Genomic DNA, 20,752 nt, shown 5'->3' with positions numbered 1-20,752 from the left:
GCGGCTATGCCCGGACGATGTTGGCCCGACGTTTTCGAGTCAAGTGGTAAGGCCAATTATTCCGACATCTCGCCGATCTCGGCATCGATGAACAGCGCCAGCGAGAGTGCGGCCGCCACCACCGCTTCGCGCAACGCCGGGTCGCGGGGCAGAAGTACGCGCTTTGACCGACCGTTCAGGTCGACTCCGCCGATCACGTCGCCACTGATCGAGAAGACGTAGCCGAGCGGCATCGCCATCGGCAGCCCGCTGCCTGCAAGGCGATGCTCGGAGCGCAGGTCGATCCGCACGCCTTCCATATCGATATGGCCGCGCCGCTCCTCGCGCATCAGCGCGCCGCGCTCGTTGAGCACGAGCTGTGCGGCGATCGGCTCGCGGTCGCGGGCATAGCGGCAACGATAGGCCATGCCGCGCGTGCGGATGGTGATCGCACCGGTGCCGACATCGGTGGCGGAGGAGCGGCATTCCGCGCTCAGCTCGCCCCGGATTTCCCCGCCGCGCACGATGAAGGCGGCGCCGCCATCCAGTTGCACTGCTTCGCCGATCCCGTTGCCGAACCAGCGATAGCCCGCGCCGCGCACGAAGCTGCCGCCATATTCGGCCAGGATGAATTCGCCGTCATGATTGTCCCCTATGCCTTCGAGCACCGCCTGCTCGGTCCGCTCGGGGGAAGTGACGGGCAGGCGCATCTGGACGGGAGTGCAGGCCGTTGCGGTGAGCAGGACGAGCGTCGGTACGGCGTGGCGGAGCTTCATGGGCGATTCCTTCCCGTGACTACCCGACGCGGCTTGGGACGGAATCCTGGGTGCAAAACCGCATCCGCGAACGAGGCGGTTGCGGAATGACGCTACGGCAAGCACGCTTCGCGCATAAACCGCAGTTTTCCGGGGATTTTAGTCGCTTCGAAACGCTTGATGCGCTACATTCCGGAAACATGTCCGGCACCGCGCTCCCCTATGAATTCCCGATCGATGTCGCTCAGGACGATATCGACTTCATGGGGCACGTGAACAACGCTTCCTATCTGAAGTGGGTGCAGGAAGCGGTGATCAGCCACTGGCAGGCGCTGGCGCCGGTCGAGGCGGTGGCCGAGCACCTCTGGGTCGCGCTCAAGCACGAGATCACCTATCGCAAGCCTGCCTTCCTCGAGGACGACGTGGTCGCCACGGTGTTGCTCGAAAAGGTCCAGGGCGCGCGCGCTTTCTACGAGACGGTGATCCGCCGCGGCGGCGAAGTGCTGGCCGAGGTCAAGTCGAGCTGGTGCTGCCTCGATGCCGAAACGCTGCGTCCGGCACGGCTGGCCCGCGAAGTGATCGACAAGTTCTTCGTCAAGGACGAAGGCTAGGCGCGGTAGCCGCGCGCGCTTCCCGGTGGCGTGCCCATGACAAATCGTTTCGCGTTGGGCACGGTCTAGATTCCCTTAACCTTTGGCTGCAAGAGCGGCCACATGTACCGCGTTGCCTTCCGTAAAGAGCTGAATCTGCTCGATATCGAGTGGCTTGCGATGTTCGGGCCTGACGAAGTCGGCGACTATGCCCGCAAGCTGCGCGACCAGTTCGATGCCGAGGGGTTCGCGCCCGGCTATCTCCTGCGCATGGACATGCGCCGCAGCGGCGTGCAGGCGCAGGCGGCGGTGGCGGCCTTTCGTCGCCACTTCGCCGGCTTTCCCGCGGCCAGCCGCATCGCGATCGTCACCGAAAGCGCGATTGCCCGCATGCAGATCCGCCGCGAGATGACCCAACCCTATCTGCGCATCTTCGGGCGCGCCGAGACCGCGCTCACCTGGCTGCTGCGTCAGGGCTGAGGCAACACCGCATCTTCGCGCAGCCTGACGGTTAGGCGAGCGGGAGCAGGATCAGCGTGATCCGGTCGTGACCGACCGCGATGTCCAGCGTCTGCCCCGCCACCACGTCGATCGGCTCGGGGAAGCTGTGCAGGAGCTGGAGCCAGCCGCCATCGGTATAGCGATCGGGGTGATTGTCGAACGACACGCCGTCCCACAGGTCGATATGCATCCACTGGACGATGCCGATGGCGCGCCCGCTCGCGGTGACCGGAATGCTCAGCCGCGCGAGTACCGCGTCATGCTTCTTCTGCGTCAGGTCGAGGCGAACGAGCTCCAGATCGTCCGACAGGCGATCCCATGCGGTCATCGTGCCGTGGATCGGCAGGCGCTGCGGCGCGAAGGCAGTGAAGGCGGAAAGATCGAACCCGGAAACCTCGCCGACAAAGGAATAGTCGGCCAGGTTCTCGCTTGCCACCAGGCATCCCATCGCGCTCGCCGCGCGCGGGATCACGATCGCGTCGGGCGCGAGGAGGCGGCGATGGGCGTCCTCGAACGTGTCGAGCACCTTCTCGGTCAGCAGGTCGCTTGAGAGGATTTCCGAGACCAGGATATCGGCCGGCGCATCGAGTTCGGTGCCCATGGCGAGTTCGGTCGAGGGCTTGGCGTGCACCGTGACGCGGTCGGCGTAGCCGTTCTGGGCGACGATCCGCTGCGCCATGTCGGCGATCATCGGATCCATCTCGCACGCCACGACCTTTTTTACCCCGGCACGCGCGGCCATCAGCGACAGCAGGCCGCTGCCTGCGCCGATGTCGAGCACCCGGGCGTCGGGGCCGGTGACGGCGATCGCGGCCTTGATCGCATCCTCGAACGCGTCGTTGCGCGGCGCGTCGTTCATCATCGGGATGTGCCAGAAGGGCACCGACCCCGAGCCGAGGCGCCGGACCTGGTGGCGCAGGTGCAGATTGTCCGGCTGCAGCGCGAGCGCACGGCGGAAATGCTGGAGTGCGTCGAGGTTCCGGCCGGCATCGGCCAGCACCACGGCGAGGTTGCCGATCGCGATCGGGTTTTCGGGATCGACCGCGCAGGCGCGCTCGAGTGTCGCGATCGCATCGCCGGTGCGACCGAGCCAGTGCAGCGTCAGCCCCTTTTCATGCAGCGCCACGGCATGATCGGGCTCGATCGCGAGAAGCTGGTCCCAGGCGGCGAGTGCATCTTCGGGGCGCGTCAGGCGCCCGAGCAGGCCGGCGAGCAGCGGCAGCACGTCCGCCGGGCGATAGCCCTGTGCCAGCACTTTGCGATAGCCGGCTTCGGCGCCTTCGAGGTCACCTCGTTCATGCAGCGCCATCGCTTCGGCGAGCGCGGCGCGTGCCTCGGTCATATGGTCGGTCGAAGCCGGATCGGTCACGTCGTCTTCCTAGAATATCGGTATCGGGGCGCGGTCCGTTCGATAGGCCAATCGCCGTCGCCGGTCACATCCCGATCGCGGCATCGCTCGCCAGCTTGTCGGCGCGCTCATTGTCGGGGTGGCCGGCATGGCCCTTCACCCACACCCATTTCACCTGGTGCGGCTTGGCGGCGGCGAGCAGTTCCTGCCACAAGTCGGCATTCTTCACCGGCTTCTTGTCGGCGGTCCTCCAGCCATTCTTCATCCAGCCATGGATCCATTTGGTCAGCCCGTCCATGACATAGCGGCTGTCGGTGGAGAGGGTGACGCGGCAGGGGCGCGTGAGCGCCTTCAGGCCCTGGATCGCCGCCATCATCTCCATGCGGTTGTTGGTGGTGTGCTTCTCGCCACCCGAGAGTTCCTTCTCGGTGTCGCCCATGCGTAGCACCACGCCCCAGCCGCCCTTGCCGGGATTGCCCTTGCACGCGCCATCGGTGGCGATTTCGACATGTTGCAGTTCGCTCATGCGAACAGCGCGTCGCCCTTTGCCGCGTAGAAGTCCAGCCGGCGCATATAGGCGAGCGGATCTTTCCTGGTGACAAGCGCGTCCGCCGGCGTGTTCAGCCAGTCCCAGGCGCGGGTCAGGAAGAAACGGAGCGCCGCGCCCTCGGCCAGGATCGGTAGGGCGGCGCGCTCGGCATCGGAGAGGCCGAAGCTTGCGGTATAGCCCTCGATCAGCGCCGCGCCGATCTCCGCTGAGAAATTCTCGCCCTTGCCGTCAAAGGCCCAGGCGCCGTGCATCACCGCCAGGTCATAGGCGCGGATGTCGGTGCAGGCGAAATAGAAGTCGATCAGCCCGGTCACCCGGTTGCCGAGCATCAGCACATTGTCGGGGAACAGGTCGGCATGGATCGCGCTGGTCGGCAGATCCTCCGGCCAGGCGGCGAGGATCGTGTCGAGCGCCTTGCCCGCGCGGTCGTACAGTCCCGGCGCGATGCCATCGAGGTCGCGGCCGCAGCGCTCGAACAGTGGCTGCCATTCGGCGAGGCCCATCGAATTGGGCCGGTTCAGCGGGAAGTCCTCGGCCGCCTTGTGCAGCTTGCCCATCGCCTCGCCGGCGGCACGCGCCTGTGCCGGCGTCGGGTGCGACACCGATACGCCCGACAGGAACTGGATCAGGCACGCCGGGCGTCCCTCCAACTGGTGGATCAGCGTGCCGTCGCGGTCCGGCACGGCGGGCGGCACCGGCAGGCCTTTGTCCGCCAGATGCTCGAGCAGCGCCATGAAATAGGGCAGGTCGCCCTCCGCCACGCGCTTCTCGTAGAGCGTCAGGATGAAGCGGCTCTTGCTGGTATCGACGAGATAGTTGGAGTTCTCCACGCCCTCGGCAATGCCCTTGGCCGAGACCAGCTCGCCCACATCGAACTTCGCCAGGAAATCCGACAGCGCTTCCGCCGATACCTGAGTGTAGACCGCCACGCTGCCCCCCTATCCCCTCGAACGCGGCGACCCATCGCCCGTTGGGCGCGCCCGCACAACTTAGTTGTGCTTGGCTGCCCTATCAGGCGGCTTCCAGCCCGCGCGGCAGCTTGAAGGTGACGTTCTCGGGCACCGTCTCCACTTCGCGCTCGCTCACCTCGAAGCGCTCCGAGAGCTTGTCCACCAGCTCGCGCACCAGCAGTTCGGGGGCGGAGGCACCCGCGCTCACGCCGACGGTGCCGACGCCTTCGAACCAGGCCCAGTCGATATCCTCGGCGCGCGGGATCAGATAGGCGGTGGTGCCCTGGCGCTCGGCGACTTCGACGAGGCGCAGCGAATTGGACGAGTTCTTGCCGCCGATCACCAGCATCAGGTCGACCGACGAGGCGATTGCCTTCACCGCGCCCTGGCGGTTGGTGGTCGCGTAGCAGATGTCGTTCGGGCCGGGCGCCAGGATATTCGGAAAGCGCCGCTTGAGCACCGCCAGCGTCGCCGCGGTATCGTCCACCGACAGCGTCGTCTGGGTGAGGAAGGCGAGGTTCTCGCCGTCGCCCACGCTTACCCGCTCGGCGTCCTCGGGCGTCTCGACCAGGGTCATCGCGCCTTCGGGCACCTGGCCGAAGGTGCCGATCACCTCGGGATGGCCGGCATGGCCGATGAACAGGATATGCCGTCCGGCATTGACCAGCCGCTCGGCCTGGCGATGCACCTTGGAGACGAGCGGGCATGTCGCGTCGAGATAGTCGAGCCCGCGCTCCTCCGCCTTGGCCGGCACTGCCTTGGGAACGCCGTGCGCGGAGAACACCACCGGCACGCCGTCCGGCACCTGGTCGAGATCCTCGACGAAGATCGCGCCCATCGCCTTCAGGCTGTCGACGACATATTTGTTGTGGACGATCTCGTGCCGCACATAGACGGGCGCGCCATATTTCTCGATCGCCAGCTCGACGATACGGATGGCGCGGTCCACGCCAGCGCAGAAGCCACGGGGGGCTGCGATCAGCAGCTCGAGCACAGGTTTGAGTTGGTCTGCCATAGTTCCGCCTCGCACCTACGCGATTGCTTGCGCGGGCTCAACGCGGTTCCTATGGTGCGCGCCGCTTTGGACCCCTTCTGGTCCCGTGTGTTTGAAAGGGTTTCCGTCTTGGTCCGCAAGCTTGCCGTTGTCGCCCTGATCCCGCTCGCGCTCGGCGCCTGCGCCAAAACCGGCGAGATCGACGCCTCCGGCGGCGGCGCCGGCATCACGGCGGTCCGCTCGGCCTGCCCGCATGTTGCGATTCCCGCGGGCACCGGCGACATCACGATCTTTAATCCGGCGAACAGCCGCGAAGCCAGCGCGATCGACGTCAATGCGGTGATGACCAACGTCACCTCTAAGTGCGACGACGCCGGCCCCCAAGTCGTCACCACGGTCAATTTCGATGTGCTGGCCCGCCGCCAGAACGCCGATGGCGCGCGTGACGTCAGCTTCCCCTATTTCGTCACGGTCGTGCGTGGCGGCAGCTCGGTGGTCGCCAAGCGGATCAACCGCGTTACCGTGCACTTCGAGCCCGGCCAGCTGCGCGCCCAGACCACCGGCACCGCCACCACCTATGTCGATCGCAGCGCCGCGACCCTGCCGGACGATGTCCGCAAGCGCCTGACCGAGAAGCGCAAGGCCGGTGAGCAGTCGGCGGCGATGGACCCGCTCGCCGATCCCTCGATCCGCGGCGCGGTTCTGTCCGCGACGTTCGAGGCTCTGGTCGGCTTCCAGCTGACCGAGGACCAGCTCAAGTACAACGTCACGCGCTGATTGCGTCCCGGGCGGCAACGTCCGACCACGCTTTGCAAGCAATGCAATTGACTCGAATCGAGGGGGCGGCCAAGGCTGCCTCCTGTCGATAGGCACGCGCGGGAGAGTGTGGGGCAACCCACCGCCGAAGGAGCAACCGCCCCGGAATCTCTCAGGCACAAGGGACCGCGCGTACACGACACTCTGGAAAGCGGACGCGGCCCGGCCACGTCCCACCGAAGGGGTAAGCCAGGCGACTGGCGAAAGCTCTCAGGTTCCGTGACAGAGGGGGCGATGGAACGGCGCGAGGATTCCGCGCCATTGCATCGTGTCCCTACTTGAATCCGGAGCGTGCAGATGAGCGAGCAAGTCCAGGACCAGACCCTGAGCGCCGATCCCGAAGGCGGGGAGGGCGAAGCCGAGCTGCTCAAGCTCCCGCTCGATGCCTGGCACCGCGCCCGTGGCGGCCGCATGGTCCCGTTCGCCGGCTATGAAATGCCCGTCCAGTATGAAGGCATCATGGCGGAGCATGTCTGGACCCGCGAGCATGCCGGCCTGTTCGACGTCAGCCATATGGGCCAGCTGACCTTCACCGGCGAAGGCGTCGAAGCCGCGCTCGAGGCGCTGATGCCCGCCGATATCCAGGCCGCGAAGTTCTCGCACCCGGTCTATTCGCTGGTGATGGCCGAGAATGGCGGCATCCTCGACGACCTGATGCTCACCCGCATCCAGGACGGCGAAGTGTACATGGTCGTCAACGGCGCCTGCAAATGGGACGACATCGCCCATTTCCGCGAGTTCCTGGCCGACGAGATCGGCCTCAATCACATGGAAGACCATGCGCTGCTCGCGCTGCAGGGGCCGGAAGCGGCTGTGGCGCTGGAGCGGGTGATCCCGGGCGTCTCGGCGCTGGTCTTCATGCAGGGCGCGGCCTTCCAGTGGCAGGGTCACGACCTGTGGATCAGCCGCTCGGGCTATACCGGCGAGGATGGCTTCGAGATCTCGGTGCCCGCGGAGGCTGCCGAGGCGCTGGCCGATGCGCTCACCGCCCAGCCCGAAGTCAAGCCGATCGGCCTCGGTGCCCGCGATTCGCTGCGCCTCGAGGCGGACCTGCCGCTCTACGGCCATGACCTCGATACCGAGACCACGCCGGTCGCCGCCCAGCTCGGCTTCGCGCTCAAGAAGCGCCGTCGCGAGGAAGGCGGCTTCCCCGGCCACGCGCGCATCATGCTCGAGCGCGAGAACGGCCCGATCCTCAAGCGCGTCGGCCTGATCGTCGAGGGACGCCAGCCGGTCCGCGAGGGCGGCCTCGTCCTCGATGCCGATGGCAACGAAGTCGGCAAGGTCACCAGCGGCGGCTTCGCGCCGACCCTCCAGAAGCCGATCGCCATGGCCTATGTGCCCGCCGCGTCGGCCGAGCCCGGCACCAAGATCACCCTTGCCCAGCGTGGCAAGATCCATTCGGCGGAGGTCGTGAAGATGCCCTTCGTCGCCCACAAGTACGTCAGAAAGGGAGCCTGATGAGCCGCTATTTCACCGAAGATCATGAGTGGATCGACGTCGATGGCGACACCGCCACGGTAGGCATCACCGAATACGCCCAGAGCCAGCTCGGCGACATCGTGTTCGTCGAAGTGCCGGAAGAGGGCAAGGAAGTCGCCAAGGGCGACGACGCTGCCGTGGTCGAGTCGGTCAAGGCCGCGTCGGACGTCTATGCGCCGGTGTCGGGCACCGTCATCGAGGGCAATGAAGCGCTCGCCGACAATCCCGCGCTGGTCAACGAAGACCCCGAGGGCGAGGGCTGGTTCTTCAAGCTGACGCTCAGCGACACCGGAGAGCTCGACAGCCTGATGAACGACAGTGCCTATCAGGACTACGTCTCGAAGCTGTGATCCGTGCGCTTGCCCTTTGCGCCGCAACGGCATTGCTCGGCAGCTGCGGCCAGGCGCCGCAGCTGCTGACGGTCGATCGCTATATCGCGCAATGCGAGGCGTTGAAGGGCAAGCCCGTCCGGCTGGCCGGCTATCTCGGTGAGTGCGCCGGCTATGACTGCCACATGACTGCCAGCAAGCAGGCATGGGATGCCTATAAGGATGCCTTCAAGCGCAGCGCCGGCGACAAGACCACGCCCGAGGCGCTCAAGGCCGCAAGAGCCGCTCTGGACGAGATGCAGGCCATCCAGCTGATCGGGATCGGGGGCGACGAAGCCTTTGACCGCCAGGCCGCGCCCTTCCAGCAACGCTATGTCGTGATCACCGCCCAGGTGGCCAAGGACAGCTGCACCGGCGCAGGCGGCACCGACCGTTCCGCCGGCATCGAACCCTCCGATATCCGCGCCTGGACCCCGTCCGAAGGCGCTCCCGCCAATACCCAGTGAGAAGGCCCTGATGCGCTACCTTCCCCTTACCCAGCCCGATCGCGAGGCGATGCTCGGCGTCATCGGCGCCAAGTCGATCGACGATCTCTTCGTCGATGTTCCTGAGAGCGCCGTGCTCGACGGCCCGATCCCCGGCCTGCCGATGCATGCCAGCGAGCTCGCGGTCGAACGCCACATGACGAAGCTGGCGGCGAAGAACCTTGCCGCGGGGGCAGCGCCCTTCTTCCTCGGTGCCGGCGCCTATCGCCACCATGTGCCGGCCAGCGTCGATCACATCATCCAGCGCGGCGAGTTCCTCACCGCATACACGCCCTATCAGCCGGAAATCGCGCAGGGCACGCTGCAGATGATGTTCGAGTTCCAGTCGCAGATCGCGCGGCTGCTCGGCTGCGACGTGGCGAACGCCTCGATGTACGATGGCTCGACCGCGTGCTGGGAAGCCATCACCATGGCCCGCCGCGTGACCAAGCGGGGCAAGGCGATCCTCTCGGGCGGTCTGCACCCGCATTATGTCTCGGTTGCCGAGACCATGGCCAAGTTCACCGGCGACCAGCTGGTCACGGCGCTCCCCACGCTGAGCCCGACTCCGGACACCGATGACCTGATCGCCCGGATCGATGACGATACCTCGTGCGTCGTGGTCCAGTATCCGGATATCCTCGGCCGCATCGCCGACCTCTCCAAGCTCGCCGAAGCCGCGCATGCCAAGAAGGCACTGCTCGTCGCCGTCGTCACCGAGCCGGTGGCGCTGGGCGCGATCAAGGCGCCGGGCGAGATGGGTGCGGACATCGTGGTGGGCGAGGGCCAGTCGCTCGGCGTCGGCCTGCAGTTCGGCGGGCCCTATGTCGGCCTGTTCGCCTGCTCGGAAAAGCTGGTCCGCCAGATGCCGGGTCGCCTCTGTGGCGAGACGGTCGATGCCGAGGGCAAGCGCGGCTATGTGCTGACGCTCAGCACCCGCGAGCAGCATATCCGCCGCGAGAAGGCGACTTCGAACATCTGCACCAGCTCGGTGCTGTGCGCGCTCGCCATGTCGGTGCACATGACGCTGCTCGGCGAGAAGGGCCTGCGCCAGCTCGCCGCGATCAATCATGCCACGGCCTCGGCCGCCGCGGACCGCCTGGCCCAGGTGCCGGGCGTCGAGCTGGTCACTCCGACCTTCTTCAACGAGTTCACGCTGAAGCTCTCGAAGGAGGCTCGTCCGGTCGTCCGCACGCTTGCCGACCAGGGAATCCTCGCTGGCGTGTCGCTCGGCCGCCTCTATCCGGGTGCCGATGATCTCGCCAACGGCCTGATCGTCGCGGTCACGGAAACCACCACATCGGAGGACGTCGAGACGCTTGCCTCCGCACTCCAGGAGGTGCTGGCATGAGCACGATCAACCAGTCCGGCTGGCGCCCCACCACCCCGGAAGCGGGCGAGGCGGGCAACCTCTCGACCTTCACCGGCAACCGTGCGCTGATGCTCGACGAGGCGCTGATCTTCGAGATCGGCTCGTCCGAGACCACCGGCGTCGATTTCGGCGAAGTCCCTGCGGCGACCTCGCGCCTCGGCGGGCTGGAGCGTTCGAGCGAGATCGGTCTGCCGGGCCTTTCCGAGCCCGAGACGGTGCGCCACTACACCCGCCTGTCGCGCCAGAACTACGCGATCGACCTGGGCCTGTTCCCGCTCGGCTCGTGCACGATGAAGCATAATCCGCGCCTCAACGAGCGCATGGCACGCCTGCCGGGCTTCGCCGATATCCACCCGCTCGCGCCGGTCGATACGGTGCAGGGTGCGCTGGAGGTCATCGACCAGCTCGCGCACTGGCTGATCACGCTCACCGGCATGCAGGCGGTGGCGATGAGCCCCAAGGCCGGCGCGCATGGCGAGCTTTGCGGCATCCTCGCGATCCGCTCGGCGCTCGACGCGCAGGGCCAGCAGGACCGCAAGATCCTGCTCGTCCCGACCAGCGCGCACGGCACCAACCCGGCGACGGCGGCGTTCGCCGGCTTCTCGGTCGAGGACATCCCCGCGACCGAGGACGGCCGTGTCGATCTCGAAGCGCTCAAGGCGCGGCTGGGGCCCGACATCGCCGGCGTGATGATCACCAACCCCAATACCTGCGGCCTGTTCGAGCGCGACATGAAGGCGATCTCGGACGCGGTGCATGCGGCGGGCGGCTATGTCTATTGCGACGGCGCCAACTTCAACGCGATTGTCGGCCGGGTCCGCCCGGGCGATCTCGGCGTCGATGCGATGCACATCAACCTGCACAAGACCTTCTCGACCCCGCATGGCGGCGGCGGCCCGGGCTCGGGCCCGGTCGTGCTGTCGGCGGCACTGGCGCCCTATGCGCCGCTGCCGTTCGTCGAGAAGCAGGGCGACAAGTTCCACCTCGTCGAGGAAGAGACCGCGGGCGAGCATCATGCCGGCACCTTCGGCCGCATGACCGCGTTCAACGGCCAGATGGGCATGTTCACGCGCGCGCTGACCTATATCCTCAGCCACGGCGCCGATGGCCTGCGCCAGGTCGCCGAGGATTCGGTGCTCAACGCCAACTACATCCTGCGCTCGATGACCGACGTGCTCGACGCACCCTTCGCCAAGTACGGCCCGTGCATGCACGAGGCGATCTTCAGCGATAAGGGCCTGCCCGAGGGCCTGTCGACGATCGACATCGCCAAGGGCCTGATCGACGAGGGCTATCACCCGATGACGGTGTATTTCCCGCTCGTCGTCCACGGCGCGATGCTGGTGGAGCCGACCGAGACCGAGAGCAAGGCGACGCTCGACCAGTTCATCGGCGCGTTCCGCAGCGTGGCTGCCCGCGCCAAGAATGGCGACCCGACGATCAAGACCGCCCCGCACTTCGCCCCGCGCCGCCGCCTCGACGAGACGCTCGCGGCCCGCAAGCCGGTGCTGGCGTGGAAGGCTCCGGCCCAGGCCGAGGCTGCGGAGTAAGAACCTTCTGGTCCCCCTCCCTGAAAGGGAGGGGCTAGGGGTGGGGCGATTTACGCGATACGGCAATCGAGCGGGCGCTCGGCTGCAGTATCGCCAAGTCTCCACCCACCCCCGACCCCTCCCTTTCAGGGAGGGGAGCTATCGCTTCCACAACCAGTCCGCCGGCAATCCCAGCCGCTCGCTCGCTTTCGCCGGCGGGGAGTCCAGCAGCGGCACCCGCTCGGCCATCCGTGCCACTGCCCGCACCAGCCTCCGCTCGAACCCGCGCAGTCGCCAGTCCTCCAGCCCCAGCCGGTCGATCAGCGGATCGGGCAGCAGTGAGACCGCGGCGCGCAGCAGCATCTTCTGGAACGGCCGCGCCACCCGCGGCAGCGCCGGCACTTTCACCATGATCGCCAGGAAATCGTGGATGATGGGCGAGGGGACCAGCCGCGCGTCCATCTTCGCGAACAGCGCCGCCATCCTCGCCTCGCTGGTCGGCGCGCCGATCGCGCCATAGAGCCGCGCCACCGCCGCGCCCTCCGCCAGCGCGCTGTCGCGTTCGCGGTAGCTCAGCCGCTCGACATGGAAGTGATAGGCGCGGATGAAGCCATAGGAGGCGGTCGCCTGCACCCAGTCGAGCAGCACCGGATCATTGGCGCGGTAGCCATGGCCCTCGCTGGTGACCCCGGCCACCCGGTCATGCGCGCGCACCACGCCGGCGATCATCGCCTCGGCCCGGCTGCGCGGACCATAGACCGTCATCATCGCCGCAAGGCCGGTGCGCCTGAGGCGGGTGAGCGCATCGGTGCGGAAGCTCGAATGCTGCCACACGCCATCGCGCACCCCCGGCTCGGCAAGTTCGAGGATTACCGCCGCAACGCCGCCGATGAACAGGGTGACCGGGTTCTTGAACACCCGCCACGACACCGAGTCCGCCGGCACCAGCGCCGGCTCGCCCGCCGGTACCGAGAAATCGAAGTCCATTCCGGGCGCCGAGCCCATCATCTCGCTCGCCGCCGCGCCGATACGGCGGAGCAGGGGCTCGGGCAGGGCGAGGGCGTCGATCATATCCCTTCAACGTGCCGGCAGGCGCTTTCGTTCAGGGCGGCACTGCTCCGGAACCGACCAAATGCCGATTGCGCCGCGCGCGGGCGCTGAGGCAGGCTGCGCGGCGCTTTCAAGGGGGAAATGCCATGAAGACCGTGCTGCTAGCATCCGCCATCGCCGCCATCGGCTTCGCGCTGCCCGCCCATGCCCAGCGCGACGCGATCGTGGGCCAGGTCCGGCTGATCGGTTTCGATTTCTGCCCGGAAGGCTGGGCCGAGGCCGATGGCCGGCTGCTGCCGATCCAGGGCAACCAGGCGCTCTTTGCGCTGTTCAGCAGCAGCTATGGCGGCAACGGCTCCACGAACTTCGCGCTGCCCGACCTGCGCAAGGCGATCCCGACCCCGGTGACCGACAAGGAAAAGCGGCTGCGCTACTGCGTCGCGATCCGCGGCGACTTCCCCCGGCGGCCTTAGAGGTTGGGGAGCAGGTGGCGCCTAGATCCAGCGGCGCACCGCGGCCCTATAGGCCAGATATCGCTCTCCGAACTTCGCCGAGAGGTACAGCTCCTCGCGCTCGATCACTTCGCGCTGGATCACGATCAGCAGCGGGATCAGCAGCAGCAGCGTGACGAGGCTGTCCATCCAGATCGCCACGCCGGCATAGGCCAGCGCCATCCCGAAATACATCGGGTTGCGCGACCAGCGATAGACGCCGTCGGTGACCAGCGCGGTGGTGCGCTTCCACGGCTTGGGATCGGTGCCGGCGGCACGGAACAGCCCGACGGCGGAGAGCATGATGCCCACGCCGAGCAGGGTCGCCAATGAGCCCAGCCCGCGCTCGCTCGAATGGTTGAGCGGCAGGTCGGGGCTGCCCAGCAGCTTGCCGAGCGCGAGGCCCACCACCAATGTCCCGATGAAAGCGGCCGCCGGCGCGAATTTCACGCCAGCGCTATCCTGTTCGACGTCCATGAACCCTCCGGACGCCCTGATGGACTGGCGATCCCGCATGCGCAATCCTCTTGCCTTTGCACCGCAACTCGGCTGGCATAGAAGCTGTATTACTTATATAAGTCACGTGCAAGTTTCCGGGGGCAAACCATGCAAGGCCAGCACAATCCGCTGTTCAACCTGATTCCGATCGCCATCGTGCTTCTCGTCCTGGCGCTGCGCATGCGGCGGCTCACTCGCGAGCGCCCGCTCAAGGTCGAATGGCTGTGGGTGGTGCCCGCGCTCTACATCGTCATCGCGGGCGTGACCTTCTGGAACCTGCCGCCCTCGCCGATGACCTGGGTCGCCGCCTTTGCCGCGCTGCTGGCGGGCGCCGCGCTCGGCTGGCAGCGCGGGCGAATGATGCACATCGCGGTGAACCCGGAGACGCACGAGATCTCCCAAAAGGGCTCGCTCGCCGCGATGGCCTTCATCCTCGTCCTCGTGCTGATCCGCACCGGTGCGCGCAACGCCGAATCGCTCGGCATCCCGGGCGTGCATTTCGACGTGATGGCGATGACCGACGTGCTGATCGCCTTTGCGCTGGGCATGCTGACCATGCAGCGTGTCGAGATGTTCCTGCGCGCCCGCCGCCTGCTCGAGGAAGCGCGCGCGGCATGAGGCGCCACGCGCCCGCGACCGAGCGCAACCGCGATCCGATCGCCGCGGTGCTGGCCGAGGAGCTGCCGGCCACCGGCATGGTGCTCGAGATCGCCAGCGGGACCGGCGAGCATTGCGCTTTCTTCGCCGAGCGCTTCCCCGGCCTGACCTGGCAGCCGAGCGATCCGGACGCCGACGCGCTCGCCTCGATCGCGGACTGGTGCGCCGAGCTGCACAATGTCGAGCCGCCGCTGAAGATCGATGCGGCGACTGGCGACTTCCCGCCGGCGGACGCGCTGCTCTGCGTCAACATGGTCCATATCAGCCCGTGGCAAGCGACACTCGGCCTGCTCGCCGGCGCGGGGAAAGTGCTGGGGCAGGGGGCGCCGCTGATCCTCTACGGACCCTATCGCCGCGAGGGCGTAGAGACCGCGCCGTCGAACGAGGCGTTCGAGCTGTGGCTCAAGGACAAGGACCCGCGCTTCGGGCTGCGCTTCGTCGAGGCGGTGAGCGAAGCGGCGGCGGCGCAGGGGCTGGCGCTGGCACGGTCGGTGGAGATGCCGGCGAACAACCTGATGCTCATCTATCGCAAAGTCTGAAATTCGTCGTCATGCTGAACTTGTTTCAGCATCCAACGCGCCACCGGCGATATCGCTTGGGGAGAGTTGGACCCTGAAACAAGTTCAGGGTGACGGTTGGGTTGGGGGTGGCCGAGGTCCGTTCCACCTTCCCTAAACCGGCTCCATCTCCGCGCTGGTCACCGCCGGGCCCACCCCGCGCTTGCGCTCCCGCCACACGATATACAGTCCGCTCGCGATGATCACCGGGGCACCGAGCCAGGTCCAGCCGCTCGGCCACATGCCGAAGATCGCCCAGCCATAGAGTGTGCCCCAGATCAGGCTCGAATAGTCCATCGGCACCACCGCGCTGACCGGGGCGTGCTTCACCGATCCGGTCAGGGCGAGCTGGCCGACCCCGCCGATCAGCCCGATGCCCACCAGGATTGCCCAGGTCATCGGATCGTGCGGCTTGACCTGGAAGGCATAGGGGATCGCCAGCACCGGCACCGACAGGACGGAGAACCAGAACACCGTCGTCCCCGTCGGCTCGGTCTTGCCGATCTGCCGCAGCAGGATCGCGACGATCGCCACGAACAGCGCGGCGAGCAGGCCGACGGTCGCGCCGAACAGCGGGACGTGCGCGCTCCACGGCTGGGTTACGATCAGCACGCCGACAAAGCCGACCACGACCGCGCCCCAGCGATGCCAGCCGGTCGGCTCCTTGAGCAGCAGCGCGCCCAGGATCGTCGCGAAGATCGGCACGGTGAACTGGAAGGTCACCGCCTCGGCCAGCGGCAGCAGCAGCACCGCGCCGAAGGTGAAGATCATGCCGGTCAGCCCCACCGCGGTGCGCGAGACATGCGCGCCGAAGCGCTCGGTGCGGATCGATGCCAGGCCGGGGCCCGCGGCGATCCAGGCGGTCACCAGCGGCACTGCCCAGAGCTGGCGGTGGAACATCGTCTCGACCAGCCCCGCGCCGCGCGCCTCGGCCAGCTTGATCAGCGCGGACATGGTGGCGAGGCAGGCAACCGCGAACAATCGCAGCAAGATGCCCTTGAGGATGTGATCGCCCGCCATTCCCCGGCGCTAGGGAAAGTCGCGCGCGGGGGCAATGTTGCCGGGCGCGTTCAGGGCAGTTTCTGCGAGGCGAGCCAGCCGGTAACCCGGTCGGCCGGGGCGTGGGGCATCTCGACGATGCCTTTCAGCAGGTACAGGCCGATCGCGCATTGCTGCTCCGGCCGTGCCCGCGCCATCCGCGCGGGATCGGTCCAGACCTCCAGGTCGGTCTGGTTCATCCCCGCGTGCCGCATGTTCGTCACCAGCGCGACGGCATCCGCTTCGGATATGTCGCCCTTCGGGATCTTGCGATCGGCGGGATGGTCGCGCCCGCCGGCCGAGGCGGTGATCCACGACGCCGCGACTTCGATCAGCCGCTCGGCGGTCTCGGGCGGGTAGCGCGTGCCGGGGCGCACCGTCCCCATCGCATATTGGCCGCACAGCCGCACATCCTCCTGCTGCATCGTCTCGACCAGCTGGATCTCCATCTGGCGATAGAGGTTGAGGTCGCCGTGCGGCGCCTGCACGAATTCGTCGAGATGGCGCTGGGTGGTCGCCTGCATCCAGGTGAAGCTCTCGGCCCGGATCTGCTCGCGCGTCGCGCCATCGCGGACGCGGCGGGAAAGCAGCGCGGTATAGTCGGCGAACTCATTGGGATAATTGTCGCGCAGCGCCTCGAAGAAAGGGGCGCCCTTGCGGTCCTTCAGGATCGACTGGGCGATGCCCTCGGGCGATTGCGCCTGCTGCTGCAGCTTCGCGCCGAACCACAGCGCGGCGCCGAGACCCACCGCCGCCAGCAGCAGCACGACGATCCCGACGACAAGCCCCGAGCGCGAGAATTCGCGCCCCGCCACATCCCGCTGTTCCATGCCCCGATTCCCCCTGGCGGGCAGTAGAGCGAGCCGGGCCGGTGGAATCAAGCCGGGTGCCGGTGCGGATGGCGCTGGCAATGTAGGATTTGATTTGTCACCACGATGCTGGTCCCGACGGTGCCCCGCGCACGTACGGGTGATTCAAGAGATTCAATGAATCTCGCAATCAACGCCGCGAATATCGGCTCGCTTGCGGCGGGCCGGGCAGGGAATTACAGGCACCGCCATGATCAAGCATGCGCTCAACGTCACCCGCGAAGCCAATTTCGCCGAATGGTATCAGACCGTCATCACCGAGGCCGACATGGCCGAGGAGAGCGGCGTGCGCGGGTGCATGGTCATCCGGCCGTGGGGCTATGGCATCTGGGAGCGGATCCAGCGCCTGCTCGACGACCGCATCAAGGGCGTTGGCTATGACAACACCTATTTCCCGGTGTTCATCCCGCTCTCCTATTTCGAGAAGGAAGCCGATCACGTCGAGGGCTTCGCCAAGGAAATGGCGGTGGTCACCCATCACCGGCTGATCGCGGACGGCAAGGGTGGGCTGATGCCCGATCCCACGGCGAAGCTCGAAGAGCCGCTGATCGTGCGTCCCACCTCGGAGACGGTGATCGGCGCCGCGTTCAGCCGCTGGGTCCAGTCGTGGCGCGACCTGCCGGTGCAGATCAACCAATGGGCGAACGTCGTCCGCTGGGAGATGCGCACCCGCATGTTCCTGCGCACCAGCGAGTTCCTCTGGCAGGAGGCGCATGCCGCCTATGCCACCGCCGAGCAGGCGCGGGCGGAGACGCTTAAGGGCCTCGAAATCTATCGCAGCTTCGCCGAGGATTGCGCGGCGATGCCGGTGATCGCCGGCGAGAAGCCCGAGAATGAGCGCTTCCCGGGCGCCGTCTCGACCTACAGCATCGAAGCGATGATGCAGGACGGCAAGGCGCTGCAAGCGGGCACCAGCCACTTTCTCGGCACCACCTTCTCTTCGGCGCAGGACATCAAGTTCCAGAATTCGGAAGGGCAGCAGGAGCTCGCCCAGACGATCAGCTGGGGCATGTCGACCCGGATGATCGGCGGCATGATCATGACGCATGGCGACGACGACGGCATGCGCGTGCCGCCGCGCCTGGCGCCGTGGCAGGTCGTGATCGTGCCGATGCTGCGCGACAATGACGAGGACGCGGCGCTGATCGAATATTGCCAGGGCGTGCAACAGGAGCTTGGGAAGCTTCTAGTATTCGGCGAGCCGGTGCGCGCGCTGCTCGACCTCAAGGCGATCAAGGCCGTCACCAAGCGCTGGGGCTGGATCAAGAAGGGCGCGCCGATCGTGGTCGAAGTCGGCGGGCGCGACATGGCCGGGGGCAATGTCTCGGTCACCGTCCGCACCGATCTCTACAAGGAAGACGGCAAGCTCAACTCGCAGATCGTCGCCCGCGACGCATTCCTCGGCGATGTGGTCGGCACGCTGGAGGGTATCCAGAAGACCCTGTTTGATCAGGCCAAGGCGCGTACCGACGCCAATATCGTCCGCGACGTGACGGACTTCGCGGGCCTCGAAAGCTATTTCGAGAATGCCGGCAAGTTCCCGGGCTGGGTCGAGGTCGAATGGTCGAAGCCGACCGGCGCGGAGCTCGACAAGTTGGTCGAGCGGATCAAGGCGCTCAAGCTCACCTTCCGCAACGTGTCCAACGACGCGGCGCCGGCCACCGGCACCTGCATCTTCACCGGCGCGCCGGCGGTGGAGCGGATCCTGGTGGCGCGTGCGTACTGAGGTCTGCCGAGCTGACAACTTTCCGTCACCCCGGCCTTGTGCCGGGGTGGTCCACGGTGCCGCGTCTGCTGTCCTCACGCCCCTTGTCCATTGCGCGCTTCCTGGTGGACCCCGGCACAAGGCCGGGGTGACGGGTTGGGAGCGATGACGCTGCGCACGCTCTTCTCCACGCCGCTCTACCAGGAGCCGCTGGGTGACGACGATCTCCTCGACGCGCTGGAGGATTCCTGCCTCCAGCTCGCCGAGGACGACAGCGCCGGCCGCCGCTGGTGCCGCGAGAACCATTATCGCGGCTATACCAGTTATGCCTCGCTCGACGATTTGCCGATCCGCGACCCCAATTTCGCGGACCTGAAGCGCCTGCTGGACAAGCATGTCGCCAAGTTTGCCAAGGCCTGCGCCTTTGATCTCGGCGGCAAGAAGCTCAAGCTCGACAGCCTCTGGGTGAACGTGCTCGACGGCAAGGGCGGGCATGGCGCACACATCCATCCGCACAGCGTCGTCTCCGGCACGCTCTATGTCTCGCTGCCCAAGGGTTCGCGAGGCCTGAAACTCGAGGACCCGCGGCTGGCGATGATGATGGCCGCGCCGCCGCGCCTCGAAAATGCGCCCGACGAGCTGCAGAGCTTCGTCGAGATCGTGCCCGAGCCCGGCACGGTGCTGCTCTGGGAAAGCTGGCTGCGCCATGAGGTCCCGCCCGGCTCGGGCAAGGAAGTGCGGATCAGCATCAGCTTCAACTATCGCTGGGGATGACCGGCCGGCGCGCCTTTCTCGCCGGCGCGCTGTCGCTGCCGATTGCGGCACAGGCGCGGGGCGCGGAGCAATGGGACGCGGTGGTCGATCCCGCCACCGGCACGTTGGGCGCCGCGCTGGCCGAGGCGGAGAAGGCGGGACGGCCCTGGCGCATCCTGCTCAAGCCGGGCCTGTTCACCGAGAAGCTGACGGTGCGCGTGCCCGGCCTTACCCTCCAGGGCTCGCCGGGCACGGTGATCGAATATGGCACCGCATCGGGGACGCCCAAGCCGGGCGGCGGCACCTGGGGCACCGGCGGCTCGGCAACGCTGACCATCGCGGCACCCGGCGTGACGCTGCGCGAGCTCATCGTCATCAACAGCTTCGACTATATCGGCGCCCGGCGGGACGGCTCGGGCAACGGAGCCCAGGCAGTGGCGCTGGCCATCGGCCGCGAGGCGGACCGCACCACCGTCGATCGCTGCACGCTGCTCGGCTATCAGGACACCTTCTATGTCCAGGCCCGCAGCCTCATCACCGGCACGCGGATCACCGGCGGGGTCGACTTCATCTTCGGTGGCGGCGCGGCGTGGTTCGAGCGCTGCGAGATCGTCACCCGCTATGTGCCGAATGCCGAGAGCTTCGGCTATGTCGCTGCGCCGAGCACGCCGGCGGCGCAGGAATTCGGGCTGGTCTTCTCGGATTGCAGCCTGCTGCGCGAAAACGGCGTGCCCGAGCGTTCGACCTGGCTCGGCCGCCCCTGGCGTGCTGGCGGCAACATGGCGCTGACCGGCGAGGCGGTGTTCCTGCGCTGCTTTATGGACGGTCATATCCGCCGCGAGGGCTGGACCTGGATGGGCTACAAGGGACCGGACGGCGAGCCGCGCCGGCTGACTCCGCCCGAAGCGCGGCTCTGGGAATTCGGGACCCGGGGTCCCGGTGCGGCGCCGGCCGGCGCGGACCGCAAGCTGCTGACGGTGGCGGAGGCGAAGCGCTTCACCCGGGCGAAGGCGATCGGCTTCTGAGGGCTCAGCCGAGCTTGGGGAAGCAGGCCTTGGCGGTGATCTCGGCGGGAATTGCGGAGATCAGCCCGGCAATCGGCGAACGGAAGGGCGCGGTGATCGAGACCTGGTTGGAAGCGGCATTGCCCTCGCAGGTGATATTGGCCTGGATCGCCAGGTTGGTCGCCGTGATCGCCACGCCATATTGCGAGGCGCGGGTGAGTGCGTAGCTTTGCTGCTGCTGGAGCGTGGCGCAGGTGCTGCTGACCGACATGCAGCGCACCGTGCTGAAGGCGACCTCGCCCAGCGTCTGCCGGAGCCACAGCATGCGGCTGCCCTCGATGATGCCGAACAACATTGTGAGGAATACCGGGGCAAGCAGCGCGAACTCGACGGCGCTGGCGCCCCTAGTGG

General features: G+C 67.2%; 24 protein-coding genes and 2 riboswitches. Of the genes, 14 read left to right on the top strand and 10 right to left on the bottom strand.

Annotated elements, in window-relative coordinates:
- Window positions 1–56: 56 nt before the first annotated feature.
- On the bottom strand, window positions 57–755 hold the full coding sequence (locus O3305_RS11330; protein ID WP_269572666.1) for a hypothetical protein: 699 nt from the start codon (window positions 753–755) through the stop codon (window positions 57–59).
- Window positions 756–934: 179 nt separating this feature from the next.
- Between O3305_RS11330 and O3305_RS11325 the strand changes: the two genes are divergently transcribed.
- Window positions 935–1,345 (top strand): acyl-CoA thioesterase, encoded by a 411-nt coding sequence (locus O3305_RS11325; RefSeq protein ID WP_184168966.1) that lies wholly within the window; start codon window positions 935–937, stop codon window positions 1,343–1,345.
- 102 nt (window positions 1,346–1,447) lie between these two features.
- Window positions 1,448–1,804, top strand: coding sequence for an STAS/SEC14 domain-containing protein (locus tag O3305_RS11320; protein WP_269572665.1), 357 nt, complete (start codon window positions 1,448–1,450; stop codon window positions 1,802–1,804).
- Between the two features lie 31 nt (window positions 1,805–1,835).
- Here the strand turns inward: O3305_RS11320 and O3305_RS11315 are convergent, their stop codons facing one another.
- From O3305_RS11315 to ispH, 4 genes are all read right to left on the bottom strand, one after another.
- On the bottom strand, window positions 1,836–3,194 hold the full coding sequence (locus O3305_RS11315) for a class I SAM-dependent methyltransferase (protein ID WP_269572664.1): 1,359 nt from the start codon (window positions 3,192–3,194) through the stop codon (window positions 1,836–1,838).
- A 64-nt stretch (window positions 3,195–3,258) separates the two neighbouring features.
- A complete protein-coding gene (gene rnhA, locus O3305_RS11310; RefSeq protein WP_269572663.1) occupies window positions 3,259–3,699 on the bottom strand; it encodes a ribonuclease HI in 441 nt (146 codons plus the stop codon).
- Window positions 3,696–4,652, bottom strand: a complete 957-nt coding sequence (thrB, locus tag O3305_RS11305) for a homoserine kinase (RefSeq protein ID WP_269572662.1) — start codon at window positions 4,650–4,652, stop codon at window positions 3,696–3,698. Before thrB ends, rnhA begins: the two co-directional genes overlap by 4 nt.
- An 82-nt stretch (window positions 4,653–4,734) precedes the next feature.
- On the bottom strand, window positions 4,735–5,688 hold the full coding sequence (ispH, locus tag O3305_RS11300; protein WP_269572661.1) for a 4-hydroxy-3-methylbut-2-enyl diphosphate reductase: 954 nt from the start codon (window positions 5,686–5,688) through the stop codon (window positions 4,735–4,737).
- Window positions 5,689–5,796: 108 nt separating this feature from the next.
- Between ispH and O3305_RS11295 the strand changes: the two genes are divergently transcribed.
- The 6 genes from O3305_RS11295 (at window position 5,797) to gcvPB (ending at window position 11,740) form a co-directional block, all read left to right on the top strand.
- The gene (locus O3305_RS11295) at window positions 5,797–6,444 is read left to right on the top strand and encodes a hypothetical protein (RefSeq protein ID WP_184168961.1); all 648 of its coding nucleotides are present in this window, start codon (window positions 5,797–5,799) and stop codon (window positions 6,442–6,444) included.
- Window positions 6,445–6,533: 89 nt separating this feature from the next.
- Window positions 6,534–6,622: riboswitch (glycine riboswitch) on the top strand.
- 1 nt (window position 6,623) lies between these two features.
- Window positions 6,624–6,713, top strand: a riboswitch (glycine riboswitch).
- A 67-nt stretch (window positions 6,714–6,780) separates the two neighbouring features.
- Window positions 6,781–7,944, top strand: a complete 1,164-nt coding sequence (gene gcvT, locus O3305_RS11290; RefSeq protein ID WP_269572660.1) for a glycine cleavage system aminomethyltransferase GcvT — start codon at window positions 6,781–6,783, stop codon at window positions 7,942–7,944.
- Window positions 7,944–8,315, top strand: a complete 372-nt coding sequence (gcvH, locus tag O3305_RS11285) for a glycine cleavage system protein GcvH (RefSeq protein ID WP_269572659.1) — start codon at window positions 7,944–7,946, stop codon at window positions 8,313–8,315. Before gcvT ends, gcvH begins: the two co-directional genes overlap by 1 nt.
- On the top strand, window positions 8,312–8,800 hold the full coding sequence (locus tag O3305_RS11280) for a hypothetical protein (RefSeq protein ID WP_269572658.1): 489 nt from the start codon (window positions 8,312–8,314) through the stop codon (window positions 8,798–8,800). Before gcvH ends, O3305_RS11280 begins: the two co-directional genes overlap by 4 nt.
- A 10-nt stretch (window positions 8,801–8,810) precedes the next feature.
- On the top strand, window positions 8,811–10,169 hold the full coding sequence (gcvPA, locus tag O3305_RS11275) for an aminomethyl-transferring glycine dehydrogenase subunit GcvPA (protein ID WP_269572657.1): 1,359 nt from the start codon (window positions 8,811–8,813) through the stop codon (window positions 10,167–10,169).
- Entirely contained in the window at window positions 10,166–11,740 is a 1,575-nt protein-coding gene (gcvPB, locus tag O3305_RS11270; RefSeq protein WP_269572656.1) for an aminomethyl-transferring glycine dehydrogenase subunit GcvPB, read from the top strand. Before gcvPA ends, gcvPB begins: the two co-directional genes overlap by 4 nt.
- A gap of 138 nt (window positions 11,741–11,878) precedes the next feature.
- Here gcvPB and O3305_RS11265 read toward each other — a convergent pair whose 3' ends face one another.
- Window positions 11,879–12,790, bottom strand: coding sequence for an oxygenase MpaB family protein (locus O3305_RS11265; RefSeq protein WP_269572655.1), 912 nt, complete (start codon window positions 12,788–12,790; stop codon window positions 11,879–11,881).
- A 125-nt stretch (window positions 12,791–12,915) separates the two neighbouring features.
- Between O3305_RS11265 and O3305_RS11260 the strand changes: the two genes are divergently transcribed.
- Window positions 12,916–13,242 carry a phage tail protein gene (locus tag O3305_RS11260; protein ID WP_269572654.1) on the top strand — a complete coding sequence of 109 codons (327 nt, stop codon included), beginning with the start codon at window positions 12,916–12,918 and terminating at the stop codon, window positions 13,240–13,242.
- A 21-nt stretch (window positions 13,243–13,263) separates the two neighbouring features.
- On the opposite strand, the gene O3305_RS11255 is transcribed toward O3305_RS11260, so the two are convergent.
- A complete protein-coding gene (locus O3305_RS11255; RefSeq protein ID WP_269572653.1) occupies window positions 13,264–13,737 on the bottom strand; it encodes a methyltransferase family protein in 474 nt (157 codons plus the stop codon).
- 129 nt (window positions 13,738–13,866) lie between these two features.
- On the opposite strand from O3305_RS11255, the gene O3305_RS11250 reads away from it, so the two are divergent.
- On the top strand, window positions 13,867–14,376 hold the full coding sequence (locus O3305_RS11250; protein ID WP_269572652.1) for a CcdC protein domain-containing protein: 510 nt from the start codon (window positions 13,867–13,869) through the stop codon (window positions 14,374–14,376).
- Window positions 14,373–14,954 (top strand): DUF938 domain-containing protein, encoded by a 582-nt coding sequence (locus O3305_RS11245; RefSeq protein WP_269572651.1) that lies wholly within the window; start codon window positions 14,373–14,375, stop codon window positions 14,952–14,954. Before O3305_RS11250 ends, O3305_RS11245 begins: the two co-directional genes overlap by 4 nt.
- Before the next feature lie 132 nt (window positions 14,955–15,086).
- On the opposite strand, the gene O3305_RS11240 is transcribed toward O3305_RS11245, so the two are convergent.
- A complete protein-coding gene (locus O3305_RS11240; protein WP_269572650.1) occupies window positions 15,087–15,992 on the bottom strand; it encodes a DMT family transporter in 906 nt (301 codons plus the stop codon).
- A gap of 50 nt (window positions 15,993–16,042) precedes the next feature.
- The gene (locus tag O3305_RS11235) at window positions 16,043–16,840 is read right to left on the bottom strand and encodes a hypothetical protein (protein ID WP_269572649.1); all 798 of its coding nucleotides are present in this window, start codon (window positions 16,838–16,840) and stop codon (window positions 16,043–16,045) included.
- A gap of 229 nt (window positions 16,841–17,069) precedes the next feature.
- On the opposite strand from O3305_RS11235, the gene O3305_RS11230 reads away from it, so the two are divergent.
- The 3 genes from O3305_RS11230 (at window position 17,070) to O3305_RS11220 (ending at window position 20,362) form a co-directional block, all read left to right on the top strand.
- Entirely contained in the window at window positions 17,070–18,605 is a 1,536-nt protein-coding gene (locus tag O3305_RS11230; RefSeq protein WP_269572648.1) for an aminoacyl--tRNA ligase-related protein, read from the top strand.
- Window positions 18,606–18,749: 144 nt separating this feature from the next.
- A complete protein-coding gene (locus tag O3305_RS11225) occupies window positions 18,750–19,358 on the top strand; it encodes a TIGR02466 family protein (RefSeq protein WP_269572647.1) in 609 nt (202 codons plus the stop codon).
- A complete protein-coding gene (locus tag O3305_RS11220; protein WP_269572646.1) occupies window positions 19,355–20,362 on the top strand; it encodes a pectinesterase family protein in 1,008 nt (335 codons plus the stop codon). Before O3305_RS11225 ends, O3305_RS11220 begins: the two co-directional genes overlap by 4 nt.
- A 4-nt stretch (window positions 20,363–20,366) precedes the next feature.
- Here the strand turns inward: O3305_RS11220 and O3305_RS11215 are convergent, their stop codons facing one another.
- Complete coding sequence (locus O3305_RS11215; RefSeq protein WP_269572645.1) at window positions 20,367–20,696, bottom strand: pilus assembly protein; 330 nt, start codon at window positions 20,694–20,696, stop codon at window positions 20,367–20,369.
- Between the last annotated feature and the right edge of the window lie 56 nt (window positions 20,697–20,752).

Source organism: Sphingomonas sp. NIBR02145, from assembly GCF_027359115.1.
Lineage (GTDB): Bacteria > Pseudomonadota > Alphaproteobacteria > Sphingomonadales > Sphingomonadaceae > Sphingomonas > Sphingomonas kyeonggiensis_A.
The sequence above is the reverse complement of the archived record's forward strand: the minus strand, read 5'-3'. Positions and strand labels throughout refer to the sequence as shown.

Excerpts from the sequence above, each read along its gene's own strand:
- O3305_RS11330 (WP_269572666.1), bottom strand. The coding sequence starts at position 755 with ATGAAGCTCCGCCACGCCGTACCGACGCTCGTCCTGCTCACCGCAACG.
- O3305_RS11325 (WP_184168966.1), top strand. The coding sequence starts at position 935 with ATGTCCGGCACCGCGCTCCCCTATGAATTCCCGATCGATGTCGCTCAG.
- O3305_RS11320 (WP_269572665.1), top strand. The coding sequence starts at position 1,448 with ATGTACCGCGTTGCCTTCCGTAAAGAGCTGAATCTGCTCGATATCGAG.
- rnhA (WP_269572663.1), bottom strand. The coding sequence starts at position 3,699 with ATGAGCGAACTGCAACATGTCGAAATCGCCACCGATGGCGCGTGCAAG.
- ispH (WP_269572661.1), bottom strand. The coding sequence starts at position 5,688 with ATGGCAGACCAACTCAAACCTGTGCTCGAGCTGCTGATCGCAGCCCCC.
- gcvT (WP_269572660.1), top strand. The coding sequence starts at position 6,781 with ATGAGCGAGCAAGTCCAGGACCAGACCCTGAGCGCCGATCCCGAAGGC.
- gcvH (WP_269572659.1), top strand. The coding sequence starts at position 7,944 with ATGAGCCGCTATTTCACCGAAGATCATGAGTGGATCGACGTCGATGGC.
- gcvPA (WP_269572657.1), top strand. The coding sequence starts at position 8,811 with ATGCGCTACCTTCCCCTTACCCAGCCCGATCGCGAGGCGATGCTCGGC.
- gcvPB (WP_269572656.1), top strand. The coding sequence starts at position 10,166 with ATGAGCACGATCAACCAGTCCGGCTGGCGCCCCACCACCCCGGAAGCG.
- O3305_RS11265 (WP_269572655.1), bottom strand. The coding sequence starts at position 12,790 with ATGATCGACGCCCTCGCCCTGCCCGAGCCCCTGCTCCGCCGTATCGGC.
- O3305_RS11260 (WP_269572654.1), top strand. The coding sequence starts at position 12,916 with ATGAAGACCGTGCTGCTAGCATCCGCCATCGCCGCCATCGGCTTCGCG.
- O3305_RS11255 (WP_269572653.1), bottom strand. The coding sequence starts at position 13,737 with ATGGACGTCGAACAGGATAGCGCTGGCGTGAAATTCGCGCCGGCGGCC.
- O3305_RS11250 (WP_269572652.1), top strand. The coding sequence starts at position 13,867 with ATGCAAGGCCAGCACAATCCGCTGTTCAACCTGATTCCGATCGCCATC.
- O3305_RS11245 (WP_269572651.1), top strand. The coding sequence starts at position 14,373 with ATGAGGCGCCACGCGCCCGCGACCGAGCGCAACCGCGATCCGATCGCC.
- O3305_RS11240 (WP_269572650.1), bottom strand. The coding sequence starts at position 15,992 with ATGGCGGGCGATCACATCCTCAAGGGCATCTTGCTGCGATTGTTCGCG.
- O3305_RS11235 (WP_269572649.1), bottom strand. The coding sequence starts at position 16,840 with ATGGAACAGCGGGATGTGGCGGGGCGCGAATTCTCGCGCTCGGGGCTT.
- O3305_RS11230 (WP_269572648.1), top strand. The coding sequence starts at position 17,070 with ATGATCAAGCATGCGCTCAACGTCACCCGCGAAGCCAATTTCGCCGAA.
- O3305_RS11225 (WP_269572647.1), top strand. The coding sequence starts at position 18,750 with ATGACGCTGCGCACGCTCTTCTCCACGCCGCTCTACCAGGAGCCGCTG.
- O3305_RS11220 (WP_269572646.1), top strand. The coding sequence starts at position 19,355 with ATGACCGGCCGGCGCGCCTTTCTCGCCGGCGCGCTGTCGCTGCCGATT.
- O3305_RS11215 (WP_269572645.1), bottom strand. The coding sequence starts at position 20,696 with ATGTTGTTCGGCATCATCGAGGGCAGCCGCATGCTGTGGCTCCGGCAG.